Raw genomic sequence first — 20,104 nt, forward strand, 5'->3', positions numbered from 1 at the left:
GCACTTGGTCGCGTAAAACAGTGTCTGGAATATGGCCAAATCAGAGCAATTTGCGCAACCGCTCAACAGATTTGATGGAAGTTTTCGTCAATTTTTCGCCGTCGACCGAGAAAATCCGCCGATCCCGCACCACTTGACGCCCCTCAACCCAAAGGTCTTTGACCTGATCTGGTCCGGCCAACACCAGCGCCGCCGTATCCCAAGATCCCGCGCTGTCGAACCCGCGGGTATCCCACACTGCAATGTCGGCCCGTTTGCCCACCACCAACTGGCCGATATCAGGACGGTTCAACACCTGCGCGCCACCGCGTGTGGCCAAACGCAGCGCCTCGCGGGCGGACATCGCATCGGCGCCGTTCGACACCCGTTGCAGCAACATCGCCTGGCGTGTTTCGGCCATCAGATTGGCGCGATCGTTGCTGGCAGACCCGTCCACACCAAGGCCCACAGGCACGCCCGCATCGACCATCGCGCGCACAGGTGCAATGCCCGATCCCAAGCGGCAGTTCGAGCAAGGGCAATGCGCCACACCCGTTTTTGTGGCGGCAAACAAATCAATCTCGGCCCCGTCCAGCTTTACGCAATGGGCGTGCCAGACATCGTCCCCGATCCAGCCCAAATCCTGCGCATATTGCCCCGGGCGGCAGCCGAATTTTTCGAGGCTATAGGCGATGTCTTCGTCATTTTCAGCCAAATGGGTGTGCAGCATGACCCCCTTATCGCGGGCCAGAAGAGCCGCATCGCGCATCAGGTCTCGACTGACGGAAAACGGCGAACAGGGCGCGACACCCACACGGCACATGGACCCTTCGCTTGGATCGTGGAACGCATCAATCACACGGATGCAGTCGTCCAGAATATCTGCCTCGCGCTCGACCAAATTGTCAGGGGGCAAGCCGCCGTCACTTTCGCCGATCGACATGGATCCGCGCGTTGGGTGAAAGCGCAGCCCGACTTCGGCGGCAGCCTGGATGGTATCCTCCAGTCGCGCGCCATTGGGATACAGATAAAGGTGGTCAGAGCTGGTGGAACAGCCTGACAACGCCAACTCGCACAACCCAAGTTGCGCCGACAGATGAAAATCCTCAGGCGTGAAGTGGGACCAAATCGGATAAAGCGTCTGCAACCAGCCAAACAAAAGCGCATCCTGCCCGCCGGTGACTGCCTTGGTCAGTGTCTGATACAAATGATGATGCGTATTGACCAATCCAGGTGTCACCACACACCCGCTAACATCCTGCACCTGCGCGTTATCTTGCGCCAAGTCATTGCCAATTTCGGCAATCACACCACCGCGCATGCGCAAATCCACGCCCGCAAGTTCCGTATCGGCGTCATCCATCGTCAAAAGATGCGCGGCATTGCGCAAAAGAATGTCGGTCACGTGGCATCCCCACCAAGCACAGCAAGGGCTGCGGCGTGTAACTGGGCTGTCGCGGCTGCAAGCACCTGTCCGCCTTCATGCGCGGGGCCGCCACTCCAATTCGTGACAATTCCGCCCGCCGCTTGCACAACTGCAATGGGCGCGGCGATGTCATAGGCGTTCAAACCCGCTTCGACCACCAAATCAACCTGTCCCGCCGCCACAAGCGCATAACCGTAGCAATCCATTCCGTAGCGGGTTAGTTGTGTTTGTCTGGCCAAGGCGTGAAAGGCCTGTGCTTCCTCGGGGCGGCCCACTTCGGGAAATGTCGTCAGAATGGTGGCCTGATCCAGCGCCGTCGTGTCGCGCGTCTGCAAATCCATCGTCCCATGTGGCCCCGTCAATTTGGAGATACCCAAACCGCCCTCGAACCGCTCGCCAATATAAGGTTGATCAATGATGCCGTAAATTGGCCCATGCGCGTCCTGAACGGCGATCAATACACCCCATGTGGGGGTGCCGCTGATAAATCCACGCGTGCCATCAATGGGGTCCAACACCCATGTCAGTCCCGATGTGCCCGCCGCCGCGCCATATTCCTCGCCCAAAATACCATCATCCGGGCGGCGCGCGGCCAAGACATCGCGCATCGCGCGCTCTGCGGCGCGATCTGCTTCGGTGACAGGATCGAAATCTGCTGGCGCTTTGTTATCGGTGGTCAGGGTCTTGTTGCGAAAAAACGGCAAGATCACCTGCCGCGCGGCATCGGCCATTTCATGCGCGACCGCGATCAGAACATCGTTCGAAGCTGTTGTCATCAAAGCCACCTTACCATCAAACAGAAATGAAAAAGGGCGCAAGCTGCGCCCCTTTTGCGGTAACGATCCGACATTAACTTGGCAAGTGCTGCAAAAAAACGCTTAGGCCGCGTCGCTTAGCACGCGGGCCAAATCAAACAGCTTACGCCGCTGGTTTTCGGGAATGGCATAATAGGTGCGCACCAATTCCAACGCTTCTTTGTCCGCCAAAATGTCGAGGGCCTTGTTGTCTTGGTCATCCGACGCGTCCGCGCCTTCAAAGAAAAAGCTGACCGACACGCCAAGCGCCTCTGAGATGTCCCAAAGCCGTGACGCAGACACGCGATTGGCGCCTGTTTCGTATTTTTGAATTTGCTGGAACTTGATACCCACCTGATCGGCAAGCTGTTGTTGGGTCATGCCAACCATCCACCGACGGTGTCGAATGCGCTTGCCAACGTGAACATCAATTTGGTGCGGCATGATTCTTCTCCTGATTGCGCTCAACCTAACACAGGCAACCTATCCTCAAAATAACGAAAGTTTCACGAAAAATTTTATGTTATCGTTAATATTTCATCAATTAGCTGATTTTACTCATTTTTTATGTTTTCGTATCGTAAAAATATAACTCGCCCTATAGGCGAATATTGGCCAATCGCAATATTTTTGCGCGACTTCCTTAACGTCAACGCCCCGTTTCCGTAGGGTCCAAAATGGCAGGACATGACATGCAAAACCCCTGCGCGCGATTGCACGCCCCGTTCCCCTCCCTCATTCTATGTATCAAACAGCGGCGATTCCTGCCGCCCTGACCTCCAAAGGATACAACCGCATGCGCGCCTTCCAAGTGACCGAACTGAATGCCCCCCCCAAATTGCTGGATCTGGCGGCACCTGCCTGCGGCGCGGGCGAAGTGCGTATCAAAGTTGCAACCTGCGGGCTGAATTTCGGTGACCTTTTGATGATCACGGGCGCCTATCAGGAACGTCCCGCGCTTCCGTTTACCTTAGGGATGGAGATCGCAGGCACGGTGGACGCCATCGGCGAAGATGTCAGTGGGGTTTCAATCGGTCAACGCGTTGTGGGGTTTGGCGGACACGGCGGTCTTGCCGACTATTGCACCCTGCCCGCAAATCGTTGCGTCGCGTTGCCTGACACAATGGATGATATCACCGCCGCGGCCTTTCAGGTGGCCTATGGCACCAGCCATCTGGCCCTGACCCACCGCGCCCGCCTGATGGAAGGCGAAACACTGCTGGTTCTGGGCGCGGCAGGTGGTGTGGGCCTGACAGCTGTGGAAATCGGTGTGCAACTCGGGGCCACCGTGATCGCCTGCGCACGCGGGGCCGATAAATTGGCAGTCTGCAAAGCGGCAGGCGCACATCACACAATAGACAGCGACACCCAAGATCTTACCGCCGAGGTCAAGGCATTGGGCGGCGCGGACGTCGTCTATGACCCCGTTGGCGGCGCGCTGTTCACAGCCGCCCTTAAAGCCACCAATCGCGGCGGGCGTGTGCTTGTGATCGGCTTTGCAAGCGGCGATGTGCCGCCTGTGCCTGCAAATATCCTACTCGTAAAAAACATCGACCTCATCGGCTTTTACTGGGGCGGCTATCTTGCCCTTGATCCCAAGCCTCTGACGGACAGTCTTGCAACCCTTATGGACTGGCACGGTCAGGGACGCCTTAAGCCCCACGTCAGCCACACACTCCCGCTTGAACAGGCCGCAGAAGGCCTTGATCTGCTCAAATCGCGCAAATCGACAGGCAAGGTCGTCATCACGATTTAAGCGATCGTTTTCAACGAAACCTCGCCTTGGTAGGCGCGGCGCAACAACATGCGCAACGCCCCCGCCACCGCATCTTCGGTGTCCGAGGTATAAAGAATGATCTGCGTGGTCCCCGGATCAGGCAACACGCCTTTATGGTCCAAAGGTATCGTTTGCTTGGGATAATGGCCCACAATGCCTGCATTGACAGCAAGATCAGCGCTCACCACAGCCTCAACCGCGTTATCCAGATCGGATTCAACCACCATATCCCACGCAATATCAGCACCATCCAAAGCCCGCAAAACGCCCGAACGAAAAATACAGTTGGTGCAAAACGCAACGGGAAGCGGGTTTTGACGCCATGCGTTGCCGTCCCGTGCGCCGATCCAGACCAATGGCAGCTCCACCAGAACTTCGCCACCATCACCTGCTTTGCTCTCGGTTGTGACGATCACATCCACCTCACCGCGGCTGAACATCTCGCGCAACCGCCGTGTCGGCTGGCTGATCAGCTGTAGGCGCATCCGTGGAAATTCCGCCGCAAATTGGCGCAATACCTGCGGCACATAAGGGTGTATAATGTCGTGCGGCACACCCAGACGGATTTCGCCTTCATAAACCTCACTTGTCAGCTTGCTGTAAATTTCGTCGTTCAGGGCAATCATACGGCGCGCATAGCCCAACAACTGCTCACCCTGCGCGGTCAGCGCGACAGTCCGGTTCGCGCGATCAAACAAGCGCACATCCATACTTTCTTCCAAACGCTTTAACTGCATTGAAACGGCCGATTGCGTCAGGTTCAAAAAGCCGGCGGCTTTTGTAACACCACCTGTATTGGCCACCGCCACGAAGGACCGCAGTGCAGTAATATCCAGATTGCGCGCCATTTTGCCCCCATATCACGTATCGTGATGCAATTTATAAAAAACATTCGTTTTCAAAATATATCTCGGATCACATATATCATCAACAAGAATGATAATTCCGAAACATATCACCGATGGAGATACGGATGACCACGTTCTCAACCAACATGATCCCCGCCCGCCCTGCACCACGTGCAGGTTTTTCGATCACCCGCGCATTTGATGCCTACCGCAGCCGCCGCGCATTGGCCGCGCTCACCGCCGAACAACTTGCTGATGTGGGCCTCACACGCCAAGACGCTTTGACAGAAGCCGCGCGTCCGGTTTGGGACGTGCCAACAAACTGGCGCAGCTAATCCCGATACTTTCGGTCAAGAAACACACCGGGTCTGACCGAAAAGCCTTGAAAAGCTGCCCCCAGATGCCAATATCAGACGCAATCGCGGCGGTATAAATGGAAAACGCTGCCGCGGCGTCAGGGAAACGTCACCTTTTGGAGGTAGCCAGATGGCACAATTCGATACGGTTCGGACGGGCGCAGGTATTCGCTCTGCCGAGATTGATGAGGGCCTACGCGCCCACATGAACAAGGTCTACGGCACAATGTCCGTAGGCATGCTGATCACATTTGCGGTCGCATGGGCCGTGGGCACATCGCCTGCACTGCTCAGCGTGTTCCGTGATCCGGTAACACTCAGCCCCAATATCCTGGGCTGGATCATCATGTTCGCACCATTGGCCATGGTCTTTGGCTTTGGCGCCATGATCAACCGCTTTTCGGCTGCAGCCGCGCAACTGTTCTTCTATGCATTCGCCGCCGTAATGGGCCTGTCGATGGCCTGGATCTTCGTGGCCTTCACGGGTCTCAGCATCGCGCAGGTGTTTCTTGTGACATCCATCGCATTCGCGGGTCTGTCGCTGTGGGGCTACACCACCAAGAAGGACATCAGCGGTTGGGGGTCGTTCCTGATCATGGGTGTGATCGGTATTCTGGTCGCCATGATCATCAACATCTTCCTGCAATCGCCAGCAATCATGTTCGCTGTGTCGATCCTGGGTGTGCTGATCTTTGCAGGCCTGACAGCTTACGACACACAAAAGATCAAGACCGAGTATCTGGCCCACGCCCATGCCGCTGACAGCGAATGGTTGGGCAAAGCGGCCATCATGGGCGCGCTTAACCTTTACTTGGACTTCATCAACATGTTCATGTTCTTGCTGCAACTGCTTGGCAACCGCGAGTAATCTGCACAGCAAACCACAACAAAAAAGGGCCAGTCACGCGACTGGCCCTTTTCTTTTGATCGACCGGCGGGTTACTGGCCCAGACCCAAATCCTCAATCGGCTCAACAGGCACCAATTCAATCGGTTGGTCTGCGGGTGTTGTGCCGCGCCGCAAAATCGTGCGTCGTTCGGTCTGAATAATATAGGGCTGACCAGCAGGAGCGCCGTTCGTCAGATCCCCGTTATTTCCGTAAAACCCCACGCCTTGTGGCAGGTAGGCCGCGGCTGGCCCTTCCCATACGGCGCTGTCATCACAGGCCGCCAGCCCAAGGGTCGCAACCCCGATAAGAGCATATGTTGCTGTACGCATCGCCGATTCCCCCTGATGACGGTCATTGTGCTACATTTAGACAGGTTCGCGGGGAATTCACAACATTTGCTGCATTTCAACGGATGGAAATACCACGCCACCCTTTAGCGTCACATCTTTCGGCCCAAGCACGTCAAAGCCCATCGCCGTGTAAAACGGCACCGCGGTCAGTGTGGACCAGCACATCATGCGCCGCACCCCACCCGCACGGGCCTGCGCCAGAATATGCCCCATCAAGGCCCGCCCGACACCGCGCCGCACATGGCGGTCGTCTGTCACCACATGGCGAATGTCGCCCACGGTTGCATCACCCCCCGCAAACCCCGCAGGATCGCCGCGCCGCGTCCAACCACCTGCACCAAACAGCTGATCGCCCTTCTCGACCACGTAAAACGTCCCACAGCTAACCAACTCTGGCCGCGCACGACTGATGATCGGCAACGCAGTCACCATCACAGACGGCGCATAATCCGCCTTCAGCAAACGCGGATAAGCCCGCGCCAAAAGCGCATCCACCCGCGCGATGTCATCCGCCTGCGCAACCCGAACATCCATCATCCATTCCCCCAAAAACAAAAAAGCCACGCAAAACAGCGTGGCTTTCAGCAATTCAAATGAAGCGAAGGCTTACTTGATTTTGCCTTCTTTATATTCGACGTGCTTACGAACCACAGGGTCGTATTTCCGCACGACCATTTTTTCGGTCATGGTGCGGGCATTCTTCTTGGTCACATAGAAGTGGCCAGTGCCTGCGGTCGAATTCAGGCGGATCTTGATGGTGGTTGGCTTCGCCATGGTCTCTCTCCTAAAACGGGCCGCGCCACGCATAAGGGGGCCGCGCCTAAAACTTGAACCTGCCTTCTAGACAGATCACCCCCTGAGTCAACCGCTATTTCCCATGCACCTTACGAATATCGCGCCCCCGCGGGAAGAAATGCGCCAGGCAGGCCGCAGACCCCGAAAAATGATATGCGCGGAGGGTCTGTAAGCCGGATTCTGTCCCGCCCGTTTCACCGGGCTTGGATGATCATTCATCTACGCGCGCTGTTGCCAACGCGCTCTAGCTGCCAACCCGAACCTGCTCGGGCTGAAGGGGCCCTGGGGCATACGCCCCGCGCGGTTCCTATTTGGCATTGCTCCTGGTGGGGCTTGCCGTGCCGTCCTTGTTGCCAAGGCCGCGGTGGGCTCTTACCCCACCGTTTCACCCTTACTTTGCGTGCAAAGCGGTCTGTTTTCTGTGGCGCTGTCCCTTGGATTGCTCCAGCCGGGCGTTACCCGGCACCATTCCTTCATGGAGTCCGGACTTTCCTCTCCGTTGCGACCACCCGAAGGCAGTGACAACGCAGCGATCATCCGACCCTCCGCGCGACCGCTGGCTTAGGCCCCTGCGTCCAGCAGGTCAACGGGGAAGCGTGCTGCCAGATCGGCCATCAAGGCGCGGTCCGTATCATCGAGCGGCCCAACATGGCGCGGCCGAAAGCGTGTGCGAAAGGCTTCGAACACGGCATCACCATCGGGGTGGCTATATCCAAAGCGCGCTGCATCGCGTGCAAAATCCCCCACTGCCCCGTCAGATCGTGGCCAGACGGACAGGTTTTTATCCGCCAGCCGCCCCCAGTCAAACATCGGGCCGGGATCAAACTTGCGATGCGGGGCCATATCGGAATGGCCAATCACGTTTTGCGGCGGAATGGACCATCGCTCCAATATGTCGGCCAACAGCTTTTCCAGCGCGTGCATCTGCGCATCGGGAAAGACATGCGCGCCGTCGTTGTCCAACTCAATCCCGATAGAGCGCGAGTTGATATCATCCGCCCCACCCCATGCGCCTGCACCTGCATGCCACGCGCGGTGCTCTTCATGGACCATCTGAACAGCCTCGCCATCACGCCCGATCAGATAATGGGCGCTGACCTCATATTCAGGGGCGCACAACCGCTCTAACGCAGCGTCCAGACTGTCCATCGCGGTATAATGCAGCACAACCAAAACGGGCCGCAGCCCATCACGGCGCGGCCCAAAATTCGGACTGGGATGCCAGCGCATCTTGGTTATTGGGGGGTAAACGTCGCGGTCGCTTGCGCAGCAGCCCGCGCTTTGCGGAAGGGCGCAGGGTCCCAACCACAGGCAAAACCATCCCCATCGGGATCAAGCGCCTTACGGTCACGGTCTGGACCTCCAAGGCTCAGGAAATCTTCTTGTGCCAGATCAGCCGAAGGATATTGGGCACAGTTTGATTGGTTCTTGCGGGCAAGGTTAAAGCCACGCCGCGTAAAGCGCGACTGACCTACGGAATTGGTCGTGGTCAGCGCATATTGCACGATGTTCGGACGATCCGTGCCTGACCGCGTTGGCAAGGCCGTTGGCGCAACCTGTTGAAACTGCTCTTTCTGTGCGGTGCGGCGGGCGGCGTCCGCTTCGATATCGCGCAGCTCGCTTACCGCATCAAAATCATTTTCGCGGCTGATGCCAGATGCGGCCACAGCTTCGGGCGCGGGGTTGCTTGGGCTGGCCTGCACAGGTGCCGCACCTGAATTTGCGATAGCCGCTTCTGCCGCAGCCGCGATATCGGCAGGATCATTTGATGCAGGTGTGGCAACCGGGGTCGAGATCACAACATCGCCCTGACCTTGAGCCTGAGCCGCCGCAGTGGTTGTCGTTTCGCCCGAAATCACGCCAGCCGGCGGCACAGCGGTGCCTGTCAGTTCGGCTTCGCGCTGCGCCGCACGTTGTTCAAATGCGTCATAGTCGTCAAACCCTACACCTGCCCCGCTGTCGGGAATGGTCGGATCGCAGGCCGCAAGGGCAAGGCTTGCAACGCTCAACATCAAAAACTTTTTCACAGGTTCGCTACCTCAAGACTTTTTTCAGGCCTTACCACCATTTGGCTGGTTTGGCTACAAAACCCGCTGCCTGCTCAAGCGCATAGGCGGAGTTCAGCAACTCGCCTTCTTCCCACGGACGGCCGATCAGTTGCAGACCAAGGGGCAAGCCCTTGGCGTCGGCCCCTGTGGGAATTGAAATCCCGGGCAAGCCTGCAAGGTTTACGGTTACGGTAAACACATCGTTAAGATACATTTGCACAGGATCAAGGTCTTCGCCCAACCCAAAGGCCGCCGACGGCGTCGCAGGCGTCAGGATCGCGTCGATGCCATCGTTGAACACCGTTTCGAAGTCGCGTTTGATCAAGGTGCGGACCTTGCGCGCGCGATTGAAGTAGGCGTCATAAAAGCCTGCGGACAATACATAGGTGCCCACCATGATGCGGCGTTGCACCTCGGGGCCGAACCCTTCGGCGCGGGTCTTTTCATACATCTCGGTGATGCCATCGCCCGCGTCCAGCTTGGCGCGGCGGCCAAAGCGCACGCCGTCATAGCGCGCAAGGTTGCTGGAGGCTTCGGCAGGCGCGATGACGTAATAGGCAGGCAGGGCGTATTTTGTATGCGGCAGGCTGATATCGACGATCTGCGCGCCTGCGTCTTTGAGCATGTCTTGGCCATCTGCCCACAGTTTTTCGATGTCGGCGGGCATGCCATCCATCCGGTATTCCTTTGGAATCCCTATCTTTTTACCGCGAATGTCGCCTGTTAGCATGGCCTCAAAGTTTGGCACGGCCAGATCGGCGCTGGTGCTGTCTTTGGGATCAAAACCGCACATAGCTTCAAGCATGATGGCCGCGTCGCGCACATCTTTTGTCATCGGGCCTGCTTGGTCCAGCGAGGACGCGAAGGCCACGATGCCCCACCGCGAACAGCGCCCGTAGGTTGGCTTGATGCCTGTGATGCCCGTGAAGGCCGCGGGCTGGCGGATTGATCCGCCTGTGTCGGTGCCAGTGGCGGCCAGGCACAGATCGGCGGCCACAGCCGCGGCAGACCCACCCGAGCTGCCGCCCGGCGTCAGGTCGCGGTCATCGACTTTCCAAGGGTTCACGACATTGCCGTAGGTCGAAGTTTCATTCGACGAGCCCATGGCAAATTCATCCATGTTCAGCTTGCCAAGCATCACCGCGCCATTGTCGAACAGTTTGCCCGAAACGGTGCTTTCGTATTCAGGCTTGAACCCGTCCAGAATGGCAGAGGCCGCCTGCGAAGCCACACCCTTGGTGCAGAACAAATCCTTGATCCCCACGGGGACACCGTTCATCGCGGGCGCATCTGCGCCGTTGCGGGCGTCAGCGGCTTTGGCCTGTTCCAGCGCAATCTCGGGGGTGTTGTGGACAAAAGCGTTCAGCTTGCCCGCGCTTTCGATGGCCGTCAGGCAGCTTTCGGTCAGCTCGACCGAGGTGACTTCGCCAGCGCGCAGCTTGTCGCGGGCGTCGGCAATGGTGAGGGTGTTCAGATCAGTCATTATTCCACCACCTTCGGCACGGCAAAGAAGCCCTCGCGGGCGTCTGGAGCATTTTTCAAAACCTGTTCGGGCTGGTCCCCATCTGTCACCACATCATCACGACGATAGAGCCGTTGCGGGGTTACCGATGTCATCGGCTCTACACCGTCCACATCCACCTCGTTCAACTGCTCGATAAAGCCAAGGATGTTGGAAAACTCGGCCGCCAAGGCTGGCAGCGCGTCGTCTTCCACTTTGATACGGGCCAGTTTGGCCACTTTGCGTGCGGTTTCGGTGTCGATCGACATCGCAGACTCCCGTTTGATTTATGCGCGGTTTAGCCCTGTTGAGCGGTGTTGCCAAGCAGGTGTCGCGCGTAAACATGGATCATGTAGCCAAGCATGACACCGTTAAGGATATGCCACCAGAAATGTGTCCCCACGGGGACCATCTGGCACAGCGTGTCATCAAGCGAGCGTAGGGTGATCGAGGCCGACAAAAGCGCGGCCCCCGCCAGCATGCCTTTGGCGGTCCGGGCATTGCTGCGCCACACAAACGGTGCATAAAGAACAAGCAGGATCGGGACGGTCCAGTAAAAGCTGGAGGTCGCAAAGAAAGGGACATCGCGCAAAATGACGATGACGCCTGCCGCGAACGGGAAAAACCCAAGTGTTGAGACATAGGCCACCCAGACAGGCCAGCGCATGAAGTGCAGGTTGACCGCCAAAAGATAGGTCAGAATGAAAAATGCAATGGGCGTGGTGTCGGCAATCGCGGCCCAACGTGTGGCAAGCGTATGAAACAGGAAACTGCCGATCCCGATGGCGTAAAGAAGGATGATCAGGGGCCAGACAAACGGCAGGCCGTGCCGCGCGTAACGGCGCTGCACCACATAAGCGGCGATGATAAACGCCAGATTGGTGACGGCATTGATGGGCTCGCCCCAAAAGGCGAAATCCATACGCTCGCAATAGGCATCAATCTGTTGGGTCAAATCCATAGTGAGAAGCAAAGCGCAAGCCTGCGACGGGCGCAAGACATATTGGGGACAAGCTGTCCCCGCGGGGACATCGTTAAGATTGGGTAAACGCTTTATGCACAAAGGGTTAATGGCTTTCGAAAGCCATTGCGCAAGCCCTTTCGAAAGGGCTTGTCAGCGGCGCGCTGCAAAAAACGCTTTGAGCAATGCTTCACAGGCGTGCGCGCCGATCCCGTCATAGACTTCGGGCAGGTGGTGGCATTGCGCATGGGCAAAGATCCGCGGCCCTTGCGCGATGCCGCCCGATTTGGGATCGCTGGCCCCGTAATAAAGCCGTGCAATCCGTGCGTTGCTGATAGCAGCGGCGCACATCGGGCAGGGTTCCAGCGTGACATAGAGATCACAGCCCATCAAACGCTCGGCCCCCAGAACCACGCAGGCCGCACGGATCGCAACAATTTCGGCGTGGGCGGTTGGATCATTGGTCGCGCGCGTTTCATTGCCTGCCGCCGCGATGATCTGGCCGTCTTTGACAATCACGGCACCCACCGGCACCTCGCCGCGCGCGCCAGCCGCGCGCGCCTGATCCATTGCGGCATCCATATGGGTGGTGAAGCTCATGGTGCCATGCTATGCGCGCGGCATGACTGAAGAAACCCCAAAAGGCGACCGTATCGCCAAGGTCATGGCCCGCGCAGGCGTGGCCAGCCGCCGCGAGGCGGAGCGTATGATCGAGGCAGGCCGGGTGTCTGTGAATGGCAGGGCTATCGATAGCCCTGCGCTGAACGTGACGGATGCCGACAAGATTGTCGTTGATGGCAAACCTGTAGGCCCCGCCGATGTGCCGCGTATCTGGCTTTATCACAAGCCAGTGGGTCTGGTGACAACCGACCGCGACGAAAAGGGCCGTCAGACGATTTACGATGATCTGCCCGAAGACATGCCACGGGTGATGTCTGTGGGGCGGCTCGATCTGACCTCGGAAGGATTGTTGTTGCTGACCAATGACGGGGCTTTGAAACGGCGGCTTGAATTGCCAAGCACGGGGTGGCTGCGCAAATACCGTGTGCGGATCAAAGGCTCCCTTTCAGAGGCCAAGCTGGACCAGTTGCGCCAAGGCATCACCGTGGACGGTGTGCATTATCAGGGTATGGAGGTTCAATTCGACCGCCAGCAAGGGGCCAATGCCTGGCTGACCGTGGGCCTGCGCGAAGGCAAAAACCGCGAGATCCGACGTGCGATGGAGGCCTTGGGTGTCACCGTGAACCGCCTGTTGCGGATCAGCTATGGGCCGTTTCGCCTGAATGATCTAAAGGCAGGTGCCGTCGAAGAAGTGCGCCAGCGCGTTGTGAAAGACCAACTTGGGCTTGGCACGACCGAAAAGCCCAAGCCCAAGCCGCAACGCCGCCGTAAACGCTAGAAAATAGGGCTGGCTGTCAAAAAGATGGGGAATGGTGTTTGCTTTTCCCCTGCCCCCCGTTAACCCTTTGCGACAAAACAACGCGACAGGGACACAACGAGGGACATTATGGCCGACCTGCTGACAATCGAAAATCTGGGCAACCTTTTGATGCTGTGCTTTTTGCAAGCTGTTCTGGGGTTCGACAACCTTCTTTATATCTCAATCGAAAGCCAGCGCGCGCCTGTGGCCAGCCAACGGGCTGTGCGGTTTTGGGGCATCATCATTGCGGTCGTCTTGCGTGTTGTGTTGCTGTTTACCATGATCCAATTGATCGACGCGATGGCCGAGCCTTTCGTGATCCTGAACTGGGAAGGTGTGCTGACGGGGGGCATTAACTTTGCCACCTGCGTGTTCCTGTTGGGCGGTATTTTCATCATGTATACGGCGGTCAAAGAGATTGGTCACATGCTGACCGTGCATGATCTGAGCCATGACGTCGAAGGAAAATCGGGCAAATCAGCGGTCAAGGTTGTGATGCTGATCGTCTTGATGAACCTTATTTTCAGCTTTGATTCCGTTCTGTCGGCCTTGGCCATCACAGATGTGTTCCCGATCCTTGCCTTTGCTATTATTCTGTCGGGGCTGGCGATGCTGGCACTGGCCGATACGGTGACCGAGTTTTTGGAAAAGAACCGTATGTATGAGGTTCTGGGCCTGTTCATCCTATTGATTGTCGGTGTGGTCTTGCTTGGTGAAAGTGGCCAAGCCGCGGCCCATGCGATGCATGACGATAGTCTGGCGCTGAAGCTGTTTGGCTATGAAGTGGTGCCAATGTCCAAGACAACATTCTACTTCAGTGTGCTGGTTCTGGTGGCTGTCGAAATCATCCAGTCGGGCTATAGCCGCAAACTGAACACAGAGCGGCGCACGGGCGCCCGTCCTGGTGCGCATTAGGCGTTGATCTGGTTCTTTGGGGCCAGCGTGCTTATGTTATCGGGGATGAAAGAGGATTCTGATGTCTGAGACAGGCTTGCAAAAGGTGGCCTTTGTGTTGCTGGTCTTTCTGATCTTCTACGTTTCGGCGTCGGGGGGCAGCTGATGGCGCAACGCTTTGGTGGTAAATATTCGCCCGATGGGTCAAAACCTGTTGGGCAACAAGACCAAGGGTTTGCAGGCAAAAAGCGCACCCGCGCAGGTGGGCGCGTCAACATCTTGTTCTTTGCGCCCTTCCCTCTGGCCCTGCGTGCGTTTCGCGGTGAACCGGCAGAGCTTGCCATCAATCTGGTGGCCTTCGGGCTGCTGATGTTGGCTGCGTGGCTGACCCGTGAAGGGATCATCGCGCAAGAGGCCTATGACAGCCGCAAAGTCGCGCGCAAGCCCGCGTTCCCACGCAAGATGGCAGCCAGCGTCCTGACGGGGCTTGGCCTTGCCATTGCAGGGTTTGCAGGGGCCGAAAGCCTGCTGACTCCCATCATTTTTGGCGTGGCGGGTGCGGCGTTGCATTTCTTTGCTTTTGGTCCTGACCCTTTGAAAAACAAAGGGATGGAGGGCGTTGATAGCTTCCAGCAAGACCGCGTTGCCGCCGCCATAGACAAGGGCGAGGCCCATTTGAAAACCATGCGCGAGGCGATCTTGCGCACGTCAGACCGTGCCTTGATTGACCGCGTTGATGGGTTTTCCGGCACCGCACGGCAGATGTTTCGCACCATTGAAGAGGACCCCCGCGATCTGAGCGGCGCACGAAAGTTCGTGGGCGTTTACTTGCAAGGGGCCAGTGATGCGACAGCGAAATTCGCGGATCTGTATTCCCGCAACCGCGACACACAGGTGCGCGCGGATTACGAGGCGCTGCTAAGCGATCTTGAACAAAATTTTGCAGCACGCACAGAAAAAATGCTGCTGGATGACCGCACGGATATGGACATTGAAATCAAAGTGTTGCGGGATCGTCTGCAACGCGAGGGCCTTCGGGTCGATCGGAATAACTAGGGGAGCCCGTTCATGGAAACGACACGCGAAAAAGCACAGGCCGCATTGGCAGATGTAGAAAAGGTGACAGCCGTGGTGCTGCCCGAGCCAAGCACCGAATTGGTCACACTTGAACAGGCCGACGCCCCTGCGAGTGCCGAGATCACCAAACGCATGGCCGAATTGGACATGGGCGACACACAATCGATCATCTCGTTCGGGTCAAATGCTCAGGCCGAATTGCAAGAGATCAGCCAATCCATGTTGGCGGGTGTGCGCAACAAGGATGTGGGCCCCGCAGGCGATAGTCTGCGCGGGATCGTCAGCACCATTCGTGGCTTTTCGGTCAGCGAATTGGATGTGCGGCGCAAACGCTCGTGGTGGGAACGCCTGCTTGGTCGCGCCGCACCGATGGCCAAGTTTGTTGCCAAATTCGAAAACGTACAAAGCCAGATCGACAAGATCACCGAGGATCTGTTGCAACACGAACATGTGCTTCTCAAGGATATCGAAAGCCTTGATGTCCTGTATGAAAAGACGCTGCAATTTTATGACGAGCTGGCGTTATATATCGCCGCGGGCGAAGAGAAGCTGAAAGTTCTCGACGAGACCGAGATCCCCGCGAAAGAGGCTGAAGTGGCGGCTGCCCCCGAAGATCAAGGCGTGATGAAGGCGCAGGAATTGCGCGATTTGCGCAGCGCCCGCGATGATCTGGAGCGCCGTGTGCACGACCTTAAACTCACGCGGCAAGTCACGATGCAGTCGCTGCCCTCGATCCGTTTGGTTCAGGAAAACGACAAGTCGCTTGTCACCAAGATCAACTCGACGCTTGTGAACACCGTGCCGCTTTGGGAAACGCAGCTGGCCCAAGCCGTGACCATCCAGCGATCCGCAGAAGCCGCACACGCCGTGCGTGATGCCAACGATCTGACCAACGAGTTGTTGACCGCCAATGCAGAAAACCTGCGCAGCGCCAACAAGATGATCCGCGAAGAAATGGAACGCGGTGTTTTTGATATTGAAGCGGTGAAGAAGGCCAATGCCGATTTGATTGGCACCATCGAAGAAAGCCTGCAAATCGCGGATGAAGGCAAGCGCAAGCGTGCAGAAGCCGAAGCCGAGTTGCAGAAAATGGAAGCCGAGCTGAAAGACACGCTGGCTGCGGCCAGTGCCAAGCGCACGGGCCTTGGCGATACGGCTGGCACCTCGGTTCCAAGCTAAGGTGCGTGCGGCGGCAAAGCTGATTGGCGTAGGGCTGACTGCGCTGGCCATTTCGGGCTGTGCGGCGCCAGTGACCCCTGTGCCCTTCCCTAAGGAACGGCCCGCGGGGCTGGTGCCGCCCCCACCGCCACCGCCGCCTGCACGGGCGGCACGATCACGCGAAAGCTTTGACGTCGAAAAATATTACGCGCGCCTGCAAGAAGACTTGCTGGTGCGCGGACTTTTGCGCCGCGACGGCGGTGGCCCAGACGTGCCCTACACGGCCCGCAATCTGGTTGAAAACTTCACGCGCATCGCCTTTTTCGATGAATACTCCTCGCTCGGGGACACGATGGTTGCACGTGAACGGGCGGTGCGTTTGCGCAAGTGGGATCAACCTGTGCGCATGCAGGTCGAATTTGGCGCCAGCGTCGATGCCCGCACACGCGCCCATGATTTGCCCCGCATCAATGATTATGCAAAACGCCTGTCGCGGGTCAGCCGCTTGCCGATCACGATGACCAATGTGGACCCCAATTATCATGTGATGGTGCTGAACGAAGATGACCGGCGCCGCATCGGGCCGCGGCTGCGCGAATTGGTGCCGGGCATTTCCAAAGCATCGGTCCGCGCCGTTGAGACTATGCCAAGGTCCACCCTGTGTCTGGTTCTGGCCTTTGCAGAAACGGACACATCCAAAGGATATGCCAAGGCGGTTGCCATCATTCGCGGCGAACACCCCGATTTGTTACGCTGGTCGTGCGTTCATGAAGAGGTTGCCCAAGGGCTTGGTCTTGCCAATGACAGCCCCGCGGCGCGACCTTCGATTTTCAATGACGATGAAGAGTTTGCGCTTTTGACCACCCATGACGAAATGCTGTTACGGATGCTGTATGATCGGCGCCTTCGCAACGGTATGAGCGCGCAAGAAGCGCGCCCCATTCTTGAACAAATCGCCCAAGAGCTGACAGGCGGCGCGATCAATTAGGAGGCCGACATGGCACCAACTGCCTTAAACACGTCCCTTACCTTGCCATGCGGTGCTGTGGTGCCCAATCGGTTGGCCAAAGCCGCCCTGTCCGAAGGGCTGGCAGATGGCACAAACCAAGCCAATGCGCGCTTTACCACGCTTTACGAGCAATGGGGCAAAGGCGGCGCGGGCATGTTGATCACGGGCAATGTGATTGTTGACCGCTGGCACCTTGAACGCGGCGGCAATCTTGCCATTGACGGTGATCAGAGCAACGTCGCACGGGCGGCTTTGTCGGATATGGCCGCAGCTGGCAAGGCGCATGGCAGCTTGATGGTCATGCAGCTTAACCATGCGGGACGGCAGACGCAAAAGGCCATCAACCCACATCCGAAAGGCGCCTCTGACGTTGGGTTGAAGATGGGCAACGGACGGTTTGCCACGCCCACCCCCATGAGCGACGCGGACATCGAGGACATGATCAATCGCTTTGTCGCCGCCGCAAAGGTTGCGATGGAGACAGGGTTTGACGGCGTTCAGGTCCATGCTGCCCACGGCTATTTGATGAGCCAGTTTCTGTCAGCACTGAGCAACACGCGCACGGACGGCTATGGTGGTGATCTGGCAGCGCGGGCAAAGCCGTTTTTGCAGATTGTTTCGCGTATTCGGGCAACCTGCCCCGCACCGTTTATTGTCGGTGTAAAACTGAACTCAGCAGATTTTCAAAAGGGTGGCTTTTCCCAAGATGACAGCGCACAGGTCGCAGCCTGGCTTGAAGCAGAAGGCGCGGATTTCATAGAGGTGTCGGGGGGCAACTATGAACAACCGCGCATGATCGACTTTGATCGCAAGGATCCCAAAGCCGTTGCCAAGCGCGAAAGCACTGCCAAACGCGAAGCGTATTTTCTGGATTTCGTGCCTAAGCTGCGCGCGGCCACATCGGTGCCCGTGATGGTGACGGGCGGGTTTCGCAGCGCCGCCGCGATGGAACGTGCTGTTCAAGACGACGGCGTTGATCTGATCGGATTGGGCCGGCCTTTGTTGCTGGATACGGACGCGGCCAACAAACTTCTGACAGGCGAGATTGCCGCGATGGACAGCCGCGATCATGATCTGGTGATCGGCAAGGGCCTGCTTGGCCCCACGTCGCCCATCAGTTTCTTGCGTGATTTGAACGCTTGGGGCGCATTAGGGTGGTATTATGAGCAGACCTATCGTCTGGCCGATGGCAAAGCGGCCGACAAAAGCCTAAGCCCGTTCAAGGCGCTTTTGGCCTATGACAAGACAGAAAAAGCAGCCGCCAAGGCGCTGACAGGAAGGTAGAGACATGGGAATTTTTGATTTTCTGAGCGGCGAATTCATCGACGTTATTCACTGGGTAGACGACACCCGCGACACGATGGTCTGGCGGTTTGAACGCGAAGGCCACGAGATCAAATACGGCGCCAAGCTGACGGTGCGCGAAGGCCAGGCGGCCGTTTTTGTGCATGAAGGACAGCTGGCGGATGTGTTCACGCCCGGGCTTTACATGCTGGAAACCAACAACATGCCCGTGCTGACCACGCTGATGCATTGGGATCACGGGTTCCGCAGCCCCTTCAAATCCGAGATTTACTACGTCAATACAACGCGGTTCAACAACCTCAAGTGGGGCACAAAAAACCCGATCATCTGCCGCGATCCTGAATTCGGACCTGTGCGTTTGCGCGCCTTTGGCACCTATAGCGTGCGGGTCAGTGACCCTGCGAAATTCCTTGTCGAGATCGTAGGCACCGACGGCGAATTTACGATGGACGAGATCAGCTATCAAATCCGCAATATCATCGTGCAGGAATTCAGCAGGATTATTGCCCGGTCCGGCATCTCGGTTCTTGATATGGCGGCAAACACGCAAGAGTTGGGCAAACTGGTGGCCGAACATATAGAGCCTGCCATTTCGGCATATGGCCTGTCGATCCCAGAGCTTTACATCGAAAACATCAGCCTTCCCCCCGCTGTTGAGGACGCGTTGGACAAGCGCACATCCATGGGCATGGCAGGCGATCTGGGCGGGTTTATGCAGTATTCTGCCGCCGAAGCGCTGACCACAGGCGCCGCTAATCCCAACGGCGGCGATAGCGGTCTGGCTGCGGGGATGGGCGCTGGCATGGGCATGGCGATGGCCACGCAGATGGGCCCTTGGGGTGCACGCAGCGCGGCGGGAGCCACACCGCCGCCCCCACCTGTCGAGCATATCTGGCACATCGTCGACGGTGGTGAAACAAAGGGGCCGTTCTCCAAAGCCGCCATCGGACAAATGGCGCTGAAGGGCGATGTGACCCGCGAAACCTATGTCTGGACCCAAGGTCAGGACGGCTGGAAACATGCCGATGAAGTGATGGAATTGGCCCAGTTGTTCACGGTTATGCCACCCCCGCCCCCGGAAGGATAAGCCGATGCGCAGGCGTTTGACGATGATCACCCATTGGACGGTGTCTATGCTGACCTTTGTGCTGTTGGTGCAGGGGCCATCCAACCCTGTGATCGTATGGATTTATGCGGTTGCGGGCGCGGTGATGGTCGCGCTGGCCATTGTGTTTGGCCTGATGAGCGGGCCTGGCCCGAAGCTGGAAGGGATCGCCCGCGTGGCCCACCCTTGGATGCACCGCGCGATGTATGCGCTGGTCGGTCTGGCCAGCGGTCTGCTGATCATGGCGCAGCTTGGGGCCACGCCACCCGTGGACCCGATGCTATTTGTAAAGATCATTGCGGGGGCTGCGGGCCTTCATGCGGTGTTTCATCTGTGGCGTCATACGACGCTGATGGACGGTGCCTTGCGGCGGATGTTGCCCAAAGCGATGCACGGGGTGCTTTAGCCTGAC

General features: G+C 57.7%; 24 protein-coding genes and 1 other RNA gene. 11 read left to right on the forward strand and 14 right to left on the reverse strand.

Translation table 11 applies throughout. The features are described 5' to 3' along the window. Window positions 1-40: 40 nt before the first annotated feature. The 3 genes from L1065_RS04210 to L1065_RS04220 all read right to left on the reverse strand — a co-directional run bounded on the left by L1065_RS04210 (window position 41) and on the right by L1065_RS04220 (window position 2,643). Entirely contained in the window at window positions 41-1,384 is a 1,344-nt protein-coding gene (locus tag L1065_RS04210; protein ID WP_237094185.1) for an 8-oxoguanine deaminase, read from the reverse strand. After that, window positions 1,381-2,181 carry a histidinol-phosphatase gene (hisN, locus tag L1065_RS04215; RefSeq protein WP_237094186.1) on the reverse strand — a complete coding sequence of 267 codons (801 nt, stop codon included), beginning with the start codon at window positions 2,179-2,181 and terminating at the stop codon, window positions 1,381-1,383. The genes L1065_RS04210 and hisN overlap by 4 nt, the downstream gene beginning before the upstream one ends. 102 nt (window positions 2,182-2,283) lie before the next feature. Continuing rightward, on the reverse strand, window positions 2,284-2,643 hold the full coding sequence (locus L1065_RS04220) for a helix-turn-helix domain-containing protein (protein WP_237094187.1): 360 nt from the start codon (window positions 2,641-2,643) through the stop codon (window positions 2,284-2,286). A 352-nt stretch (window positions 2,644-2,995) separates the two neighbouring features. Here L1065_RS04220 and L1065_RS04225 point away from each other — a divergent pair, with 352 nt between their 5' ends. Then, the gene (locus L1065_RS04225) at window positions 2,996-3,955 is read left to right on the forward strand and encodes an NADPH:quinone oxidoreductase family protein (protein ID WP_237094542.1); all 960 of its coding nucleotides are present in this window, start codon (window positions 2,996-2,998) and stop codon (window positions 3,953-3,955) included. Here the strand turns inward: L1065_RS04225 and L1065_RS04230 are convergent. Then, on the reverse strand, window positions 3,952-4,824 hold the full coding sequence (locus L1065_RS04230) for a LysR family transcriptional regulator (protein WP_237094188.1): 873 nt from the start codon (window positions 4,822-4,824) through the stop codon (window positions 3,952-3,954). The two genes, L1065_RS04225 and L1065_RS04230, sit on opposite strands and share 4 nt — an antisense overlap. Before the next feature lie 125 nt (window positions 4,825-4,949). On the opposite strand from L1065_RS04230, the gene L1065_RS04235 reads away from it, so the two are divergent. Together L1065_RS04235 and L1065_RS04240 are read left to right on the forward strand one after the other, a co-directional pair. Further along, window positions 4,950-5,159, forward strand: a complete 210-nt coding sequence (locus L1065_RS04235; RefSeq protein WP_237094189.1) for a DUF1127 domain-containing protein — start codon at window positions 4,950-4,952, stop codon at window positions 5,157-5,159. Window positions 5,160-5,310: 151 nt separating this feature from the next. Next, complete coding sequence (locus tag L1065_RS04240; RefSeq protein ID WP_237094190.1) at window positions 5,311-6,048, forward strand: Bax inhibitor-1/YccA family protein; 738 nt, start codon at window positions 5,311-5,313, stop codon at window positions 6,046-6,048. Window positions 6,049-6,119: 71 nt separating this feature from the next. Here L1065_RS04240 and L1065_RS04245 read toward each other — a convergent pair whose 3' ends face one another. From L1065_RS04245 to L1065_RS04290, 10 genes are all read right to left on the reverse strand, one after another. Continuing rightward, window positions 6,120-6,398: a hypothetical protein gene (locus tag L1065_RS04245; RefSeq protein ID WP_237094191.1), complete on the reverse strand. Its 279-nt coding sequence runs from the start codon at window positions 6,396-6,398 to the stop codon at window positions 6,120-6,122. Window positions 6,399-6,455: 57 nt separating this feature from the next. Then, a complete protein-coding gene (locus L1065_RS04250) occupies window positions 6,456-6,983 on the reverse strand; it encodes a GNAT family N-acetyltransferase (RefSeq protein ID WP_237094192.1) in 528 nt (175 codons plus the stop codon). Window positions 6,984-7,025: 42 nt separating this feature from the next. After that, the gene (gene rpmG / locus L1065_RS04255; protein WP_007814563.1) at window positions 7,026-7,193 is read right to left on the reverse strand and encodes a 50S ribosomal protein L33; all 168 of its coding nucleotides are present in this window, start codon (window positions 7,191-7,193) and stop codon (window positions 7,026-7,028) included. 174 nt (window positions 7,194-7,367) lie between these two features. Further along, window positions 7,368-7,763, reverse strand: an RNA gene (gene rnpB, locus L1065_RS04260) — RNase P RNA component class A. Window positions 7,764-7,775: 12 nt separating this feature from the next. Continuing rightward, window positions 7,776-8,444, reverse strand: coding sequence for an N-acetylmuramoyl-L-alanine amidase (locus L1065_RS04265; protein ID WP_237094193.1), 669 nt, complete (start codon window positions 8,442-8,444; stop codon window positions 7,776-7,778). A 5-nt stretch (window positions 8,445-8,449) separates the two neighbouring features. After that, window positions 8,450-9,241 (reverse strand): hypothetical protein, encoded by a 792-nt coding sequence (locus L1065_RS04270; protein ID WP_237094194.1) that lies wholly within the window; start codon window positions 9,239-9,241, stop codon window positions 8,450-8,452. 31 nt (window positions 9,242-9,272) lie between these two features. Further along, the gene (gatA, locus tag L1065_RS04275) at window positions 9,273-10,745 is read right to left on the reverse strand and encodes an Asp-tRNA(Asn)/Glu-tRNA(Gln) amidotransferase subunit GatA (RefSeq protein WP_237094195.1); all 1,473 of its coding nucleotides are present in this window, start codon (window positions 10,743-10,745) and stop codon (window positions 9,273-9,275) included. Next, window positions 10,745-11,032: an Asp-tRNA(Asn)/Glu-tRNA(Gln) amidotransferase subunit GatC gene (gene gatC, locus L1065_RS04280; protein ID WP_237094196.1), complete on the reverse strand. Its 288-nt coding sequence runs from the start codon at window positions 11,030-11,032 to the stop codon at window positions 10,745-10,747. The genes gatA and gatC overlap by 1 nt, the downstream gene beginning before the upstream one ends. Window positions 11,033-11,061: 29 nt before the next feature. Further along, a complete protein-coding gene (locus tag L1065_RS04285) occupies window positions 11,062-11,724 on the reverse strand; it encodes a ceramidase domain-containing protein (RefSeq protein ID WP_237094197.1) in 663 nt (220 codons plus the stop codon). Window positions 11,725-11,877: 153 nt separating this feature from the next. Continuing rightward, on the reverse strand, window positions 11,878-12,324 hold the full coding sequence (locus L1065_RS04290) for a nucleoside deaminase (RefSeq protein ID WP_237094198.1): 447 nt from the start codon (window positions 12,322-12,324) through the stop codon (window positions 11,878-11,880). Window positions 12,325-12,346: 22 nt separating this feature from the next. Here L1065_RS04290 and L1065_RS04295 point away from each other — a divergent pair, with 22 nt between their 5' ends. The 8 genes from L1065_RS04295 (at window position 12,347) to L1065_RS04330 (ending at window position 20,098) form a co-directional block, all read left to right on the forward strand. Then, window positions 12,347-13,123, forward strand: coding sequence for a pseudouridine synthase (locus L1065_RS04295; protein WP_237094199.1), 777 nt, complete (start codon window positions 12,347-12,349; stop codon window positions 13,121-13,123). 108 nt (window positions 13,124-13,231) lie between these two features. Next, window positions 13,232-14,059 (forward strand): TerC family protein, encoded by an 828-nt coding sequence (locus L1065_RS04300; RefSeq protein ID WP_237094200.1) that lies wholly within the window; start codon window positions 13,232-13,234, stop codon window positions 14,057-14,059. 144 nt (window positions 14,060-14,203) lie between these two features. Then, window positions 14,204-15,094 carry a 5-bromo-4-chloroindolyl phosphate hydrolysis family protein gene (locus L1065_RS04305; RefSeq protein ID WP_237094201.1) on the forward strand — a complete coding sequence of 297 codons (891 nt, stop codon included), beginning with the start codon at window positions 14,204-14,206 and terminating at the stop codon, window positions 15,092-15,094. Between the two features lie 12 nt (window positions 15,095-15,106). Then, entirely contained in the window at window positions 15,107-16,294 is a 1,188-nt protein-coding gene (locus tag L1065_RS04310) for a toxic anion resistance protein (protein ID WP_237094202.1), read from the forward strand. 1 nt (window position 16,295) lies between these two features. Then, window positions 16,296-17,261: a DUF2927 domain-containing protein gene (locus tag L1065_RS04315; protein ID WP_237094203.1), complete on the forward strand. Its 966-nt coding sequence runs from the start codon at window positions 16,296-16,298 to the stop codon at window positions 17,259-17,261. 9 nt (window positions 17,262-17,270) lie between these two features. Continuing rightward, window positions 17,271-18,566 (forward strand): NADH:flavin oxidoreductase/NADH oxidase family protein, encoded by a 1,296-nt coding sequence (locus L1065_RS04320; protein WP_237094204.1) that lies wholly within the window; start codon window positions 17,271-17,273, stop codon window positions 18,564-18,566. Window positions 18,567-18,570: 4 nt separating this feature from the next. After that, window positions 18,571-19,674, forward strand: coding sequence for an SPFH domain-containing protein (locus tag L1065_RS04325; RefSeq protein WP_237094205.1), 1,104 nt, complete (start codon window positions 18,571-18,573; stop codon window positions 19,672-19,674). 4 nt (window positions 19,675-19,678) lie between these two features. Then, window positions 19,679-20,098 (forward strand): hypothetical protein, encoded by a 420-nt coding sequence (locus L1065_RS04330; RefSeq protein ID WP_237094206.1) that lies wholly within the window; start codon window positions 19,679-19,681, stop codon window positions 20,096-20,098. The last annotated feature ends 6 nt before the right edge of the window (window positions 20,099-20,104 follow it).

This window comes from Nereida sp. MMG025 (genome assembly GCF_021654165.1).
Lineage (GTDB): Bacteria > Pseudomonadota > Alphaproteobacteria > Rhodobacterales > Rhodobacteraceae > Nereida.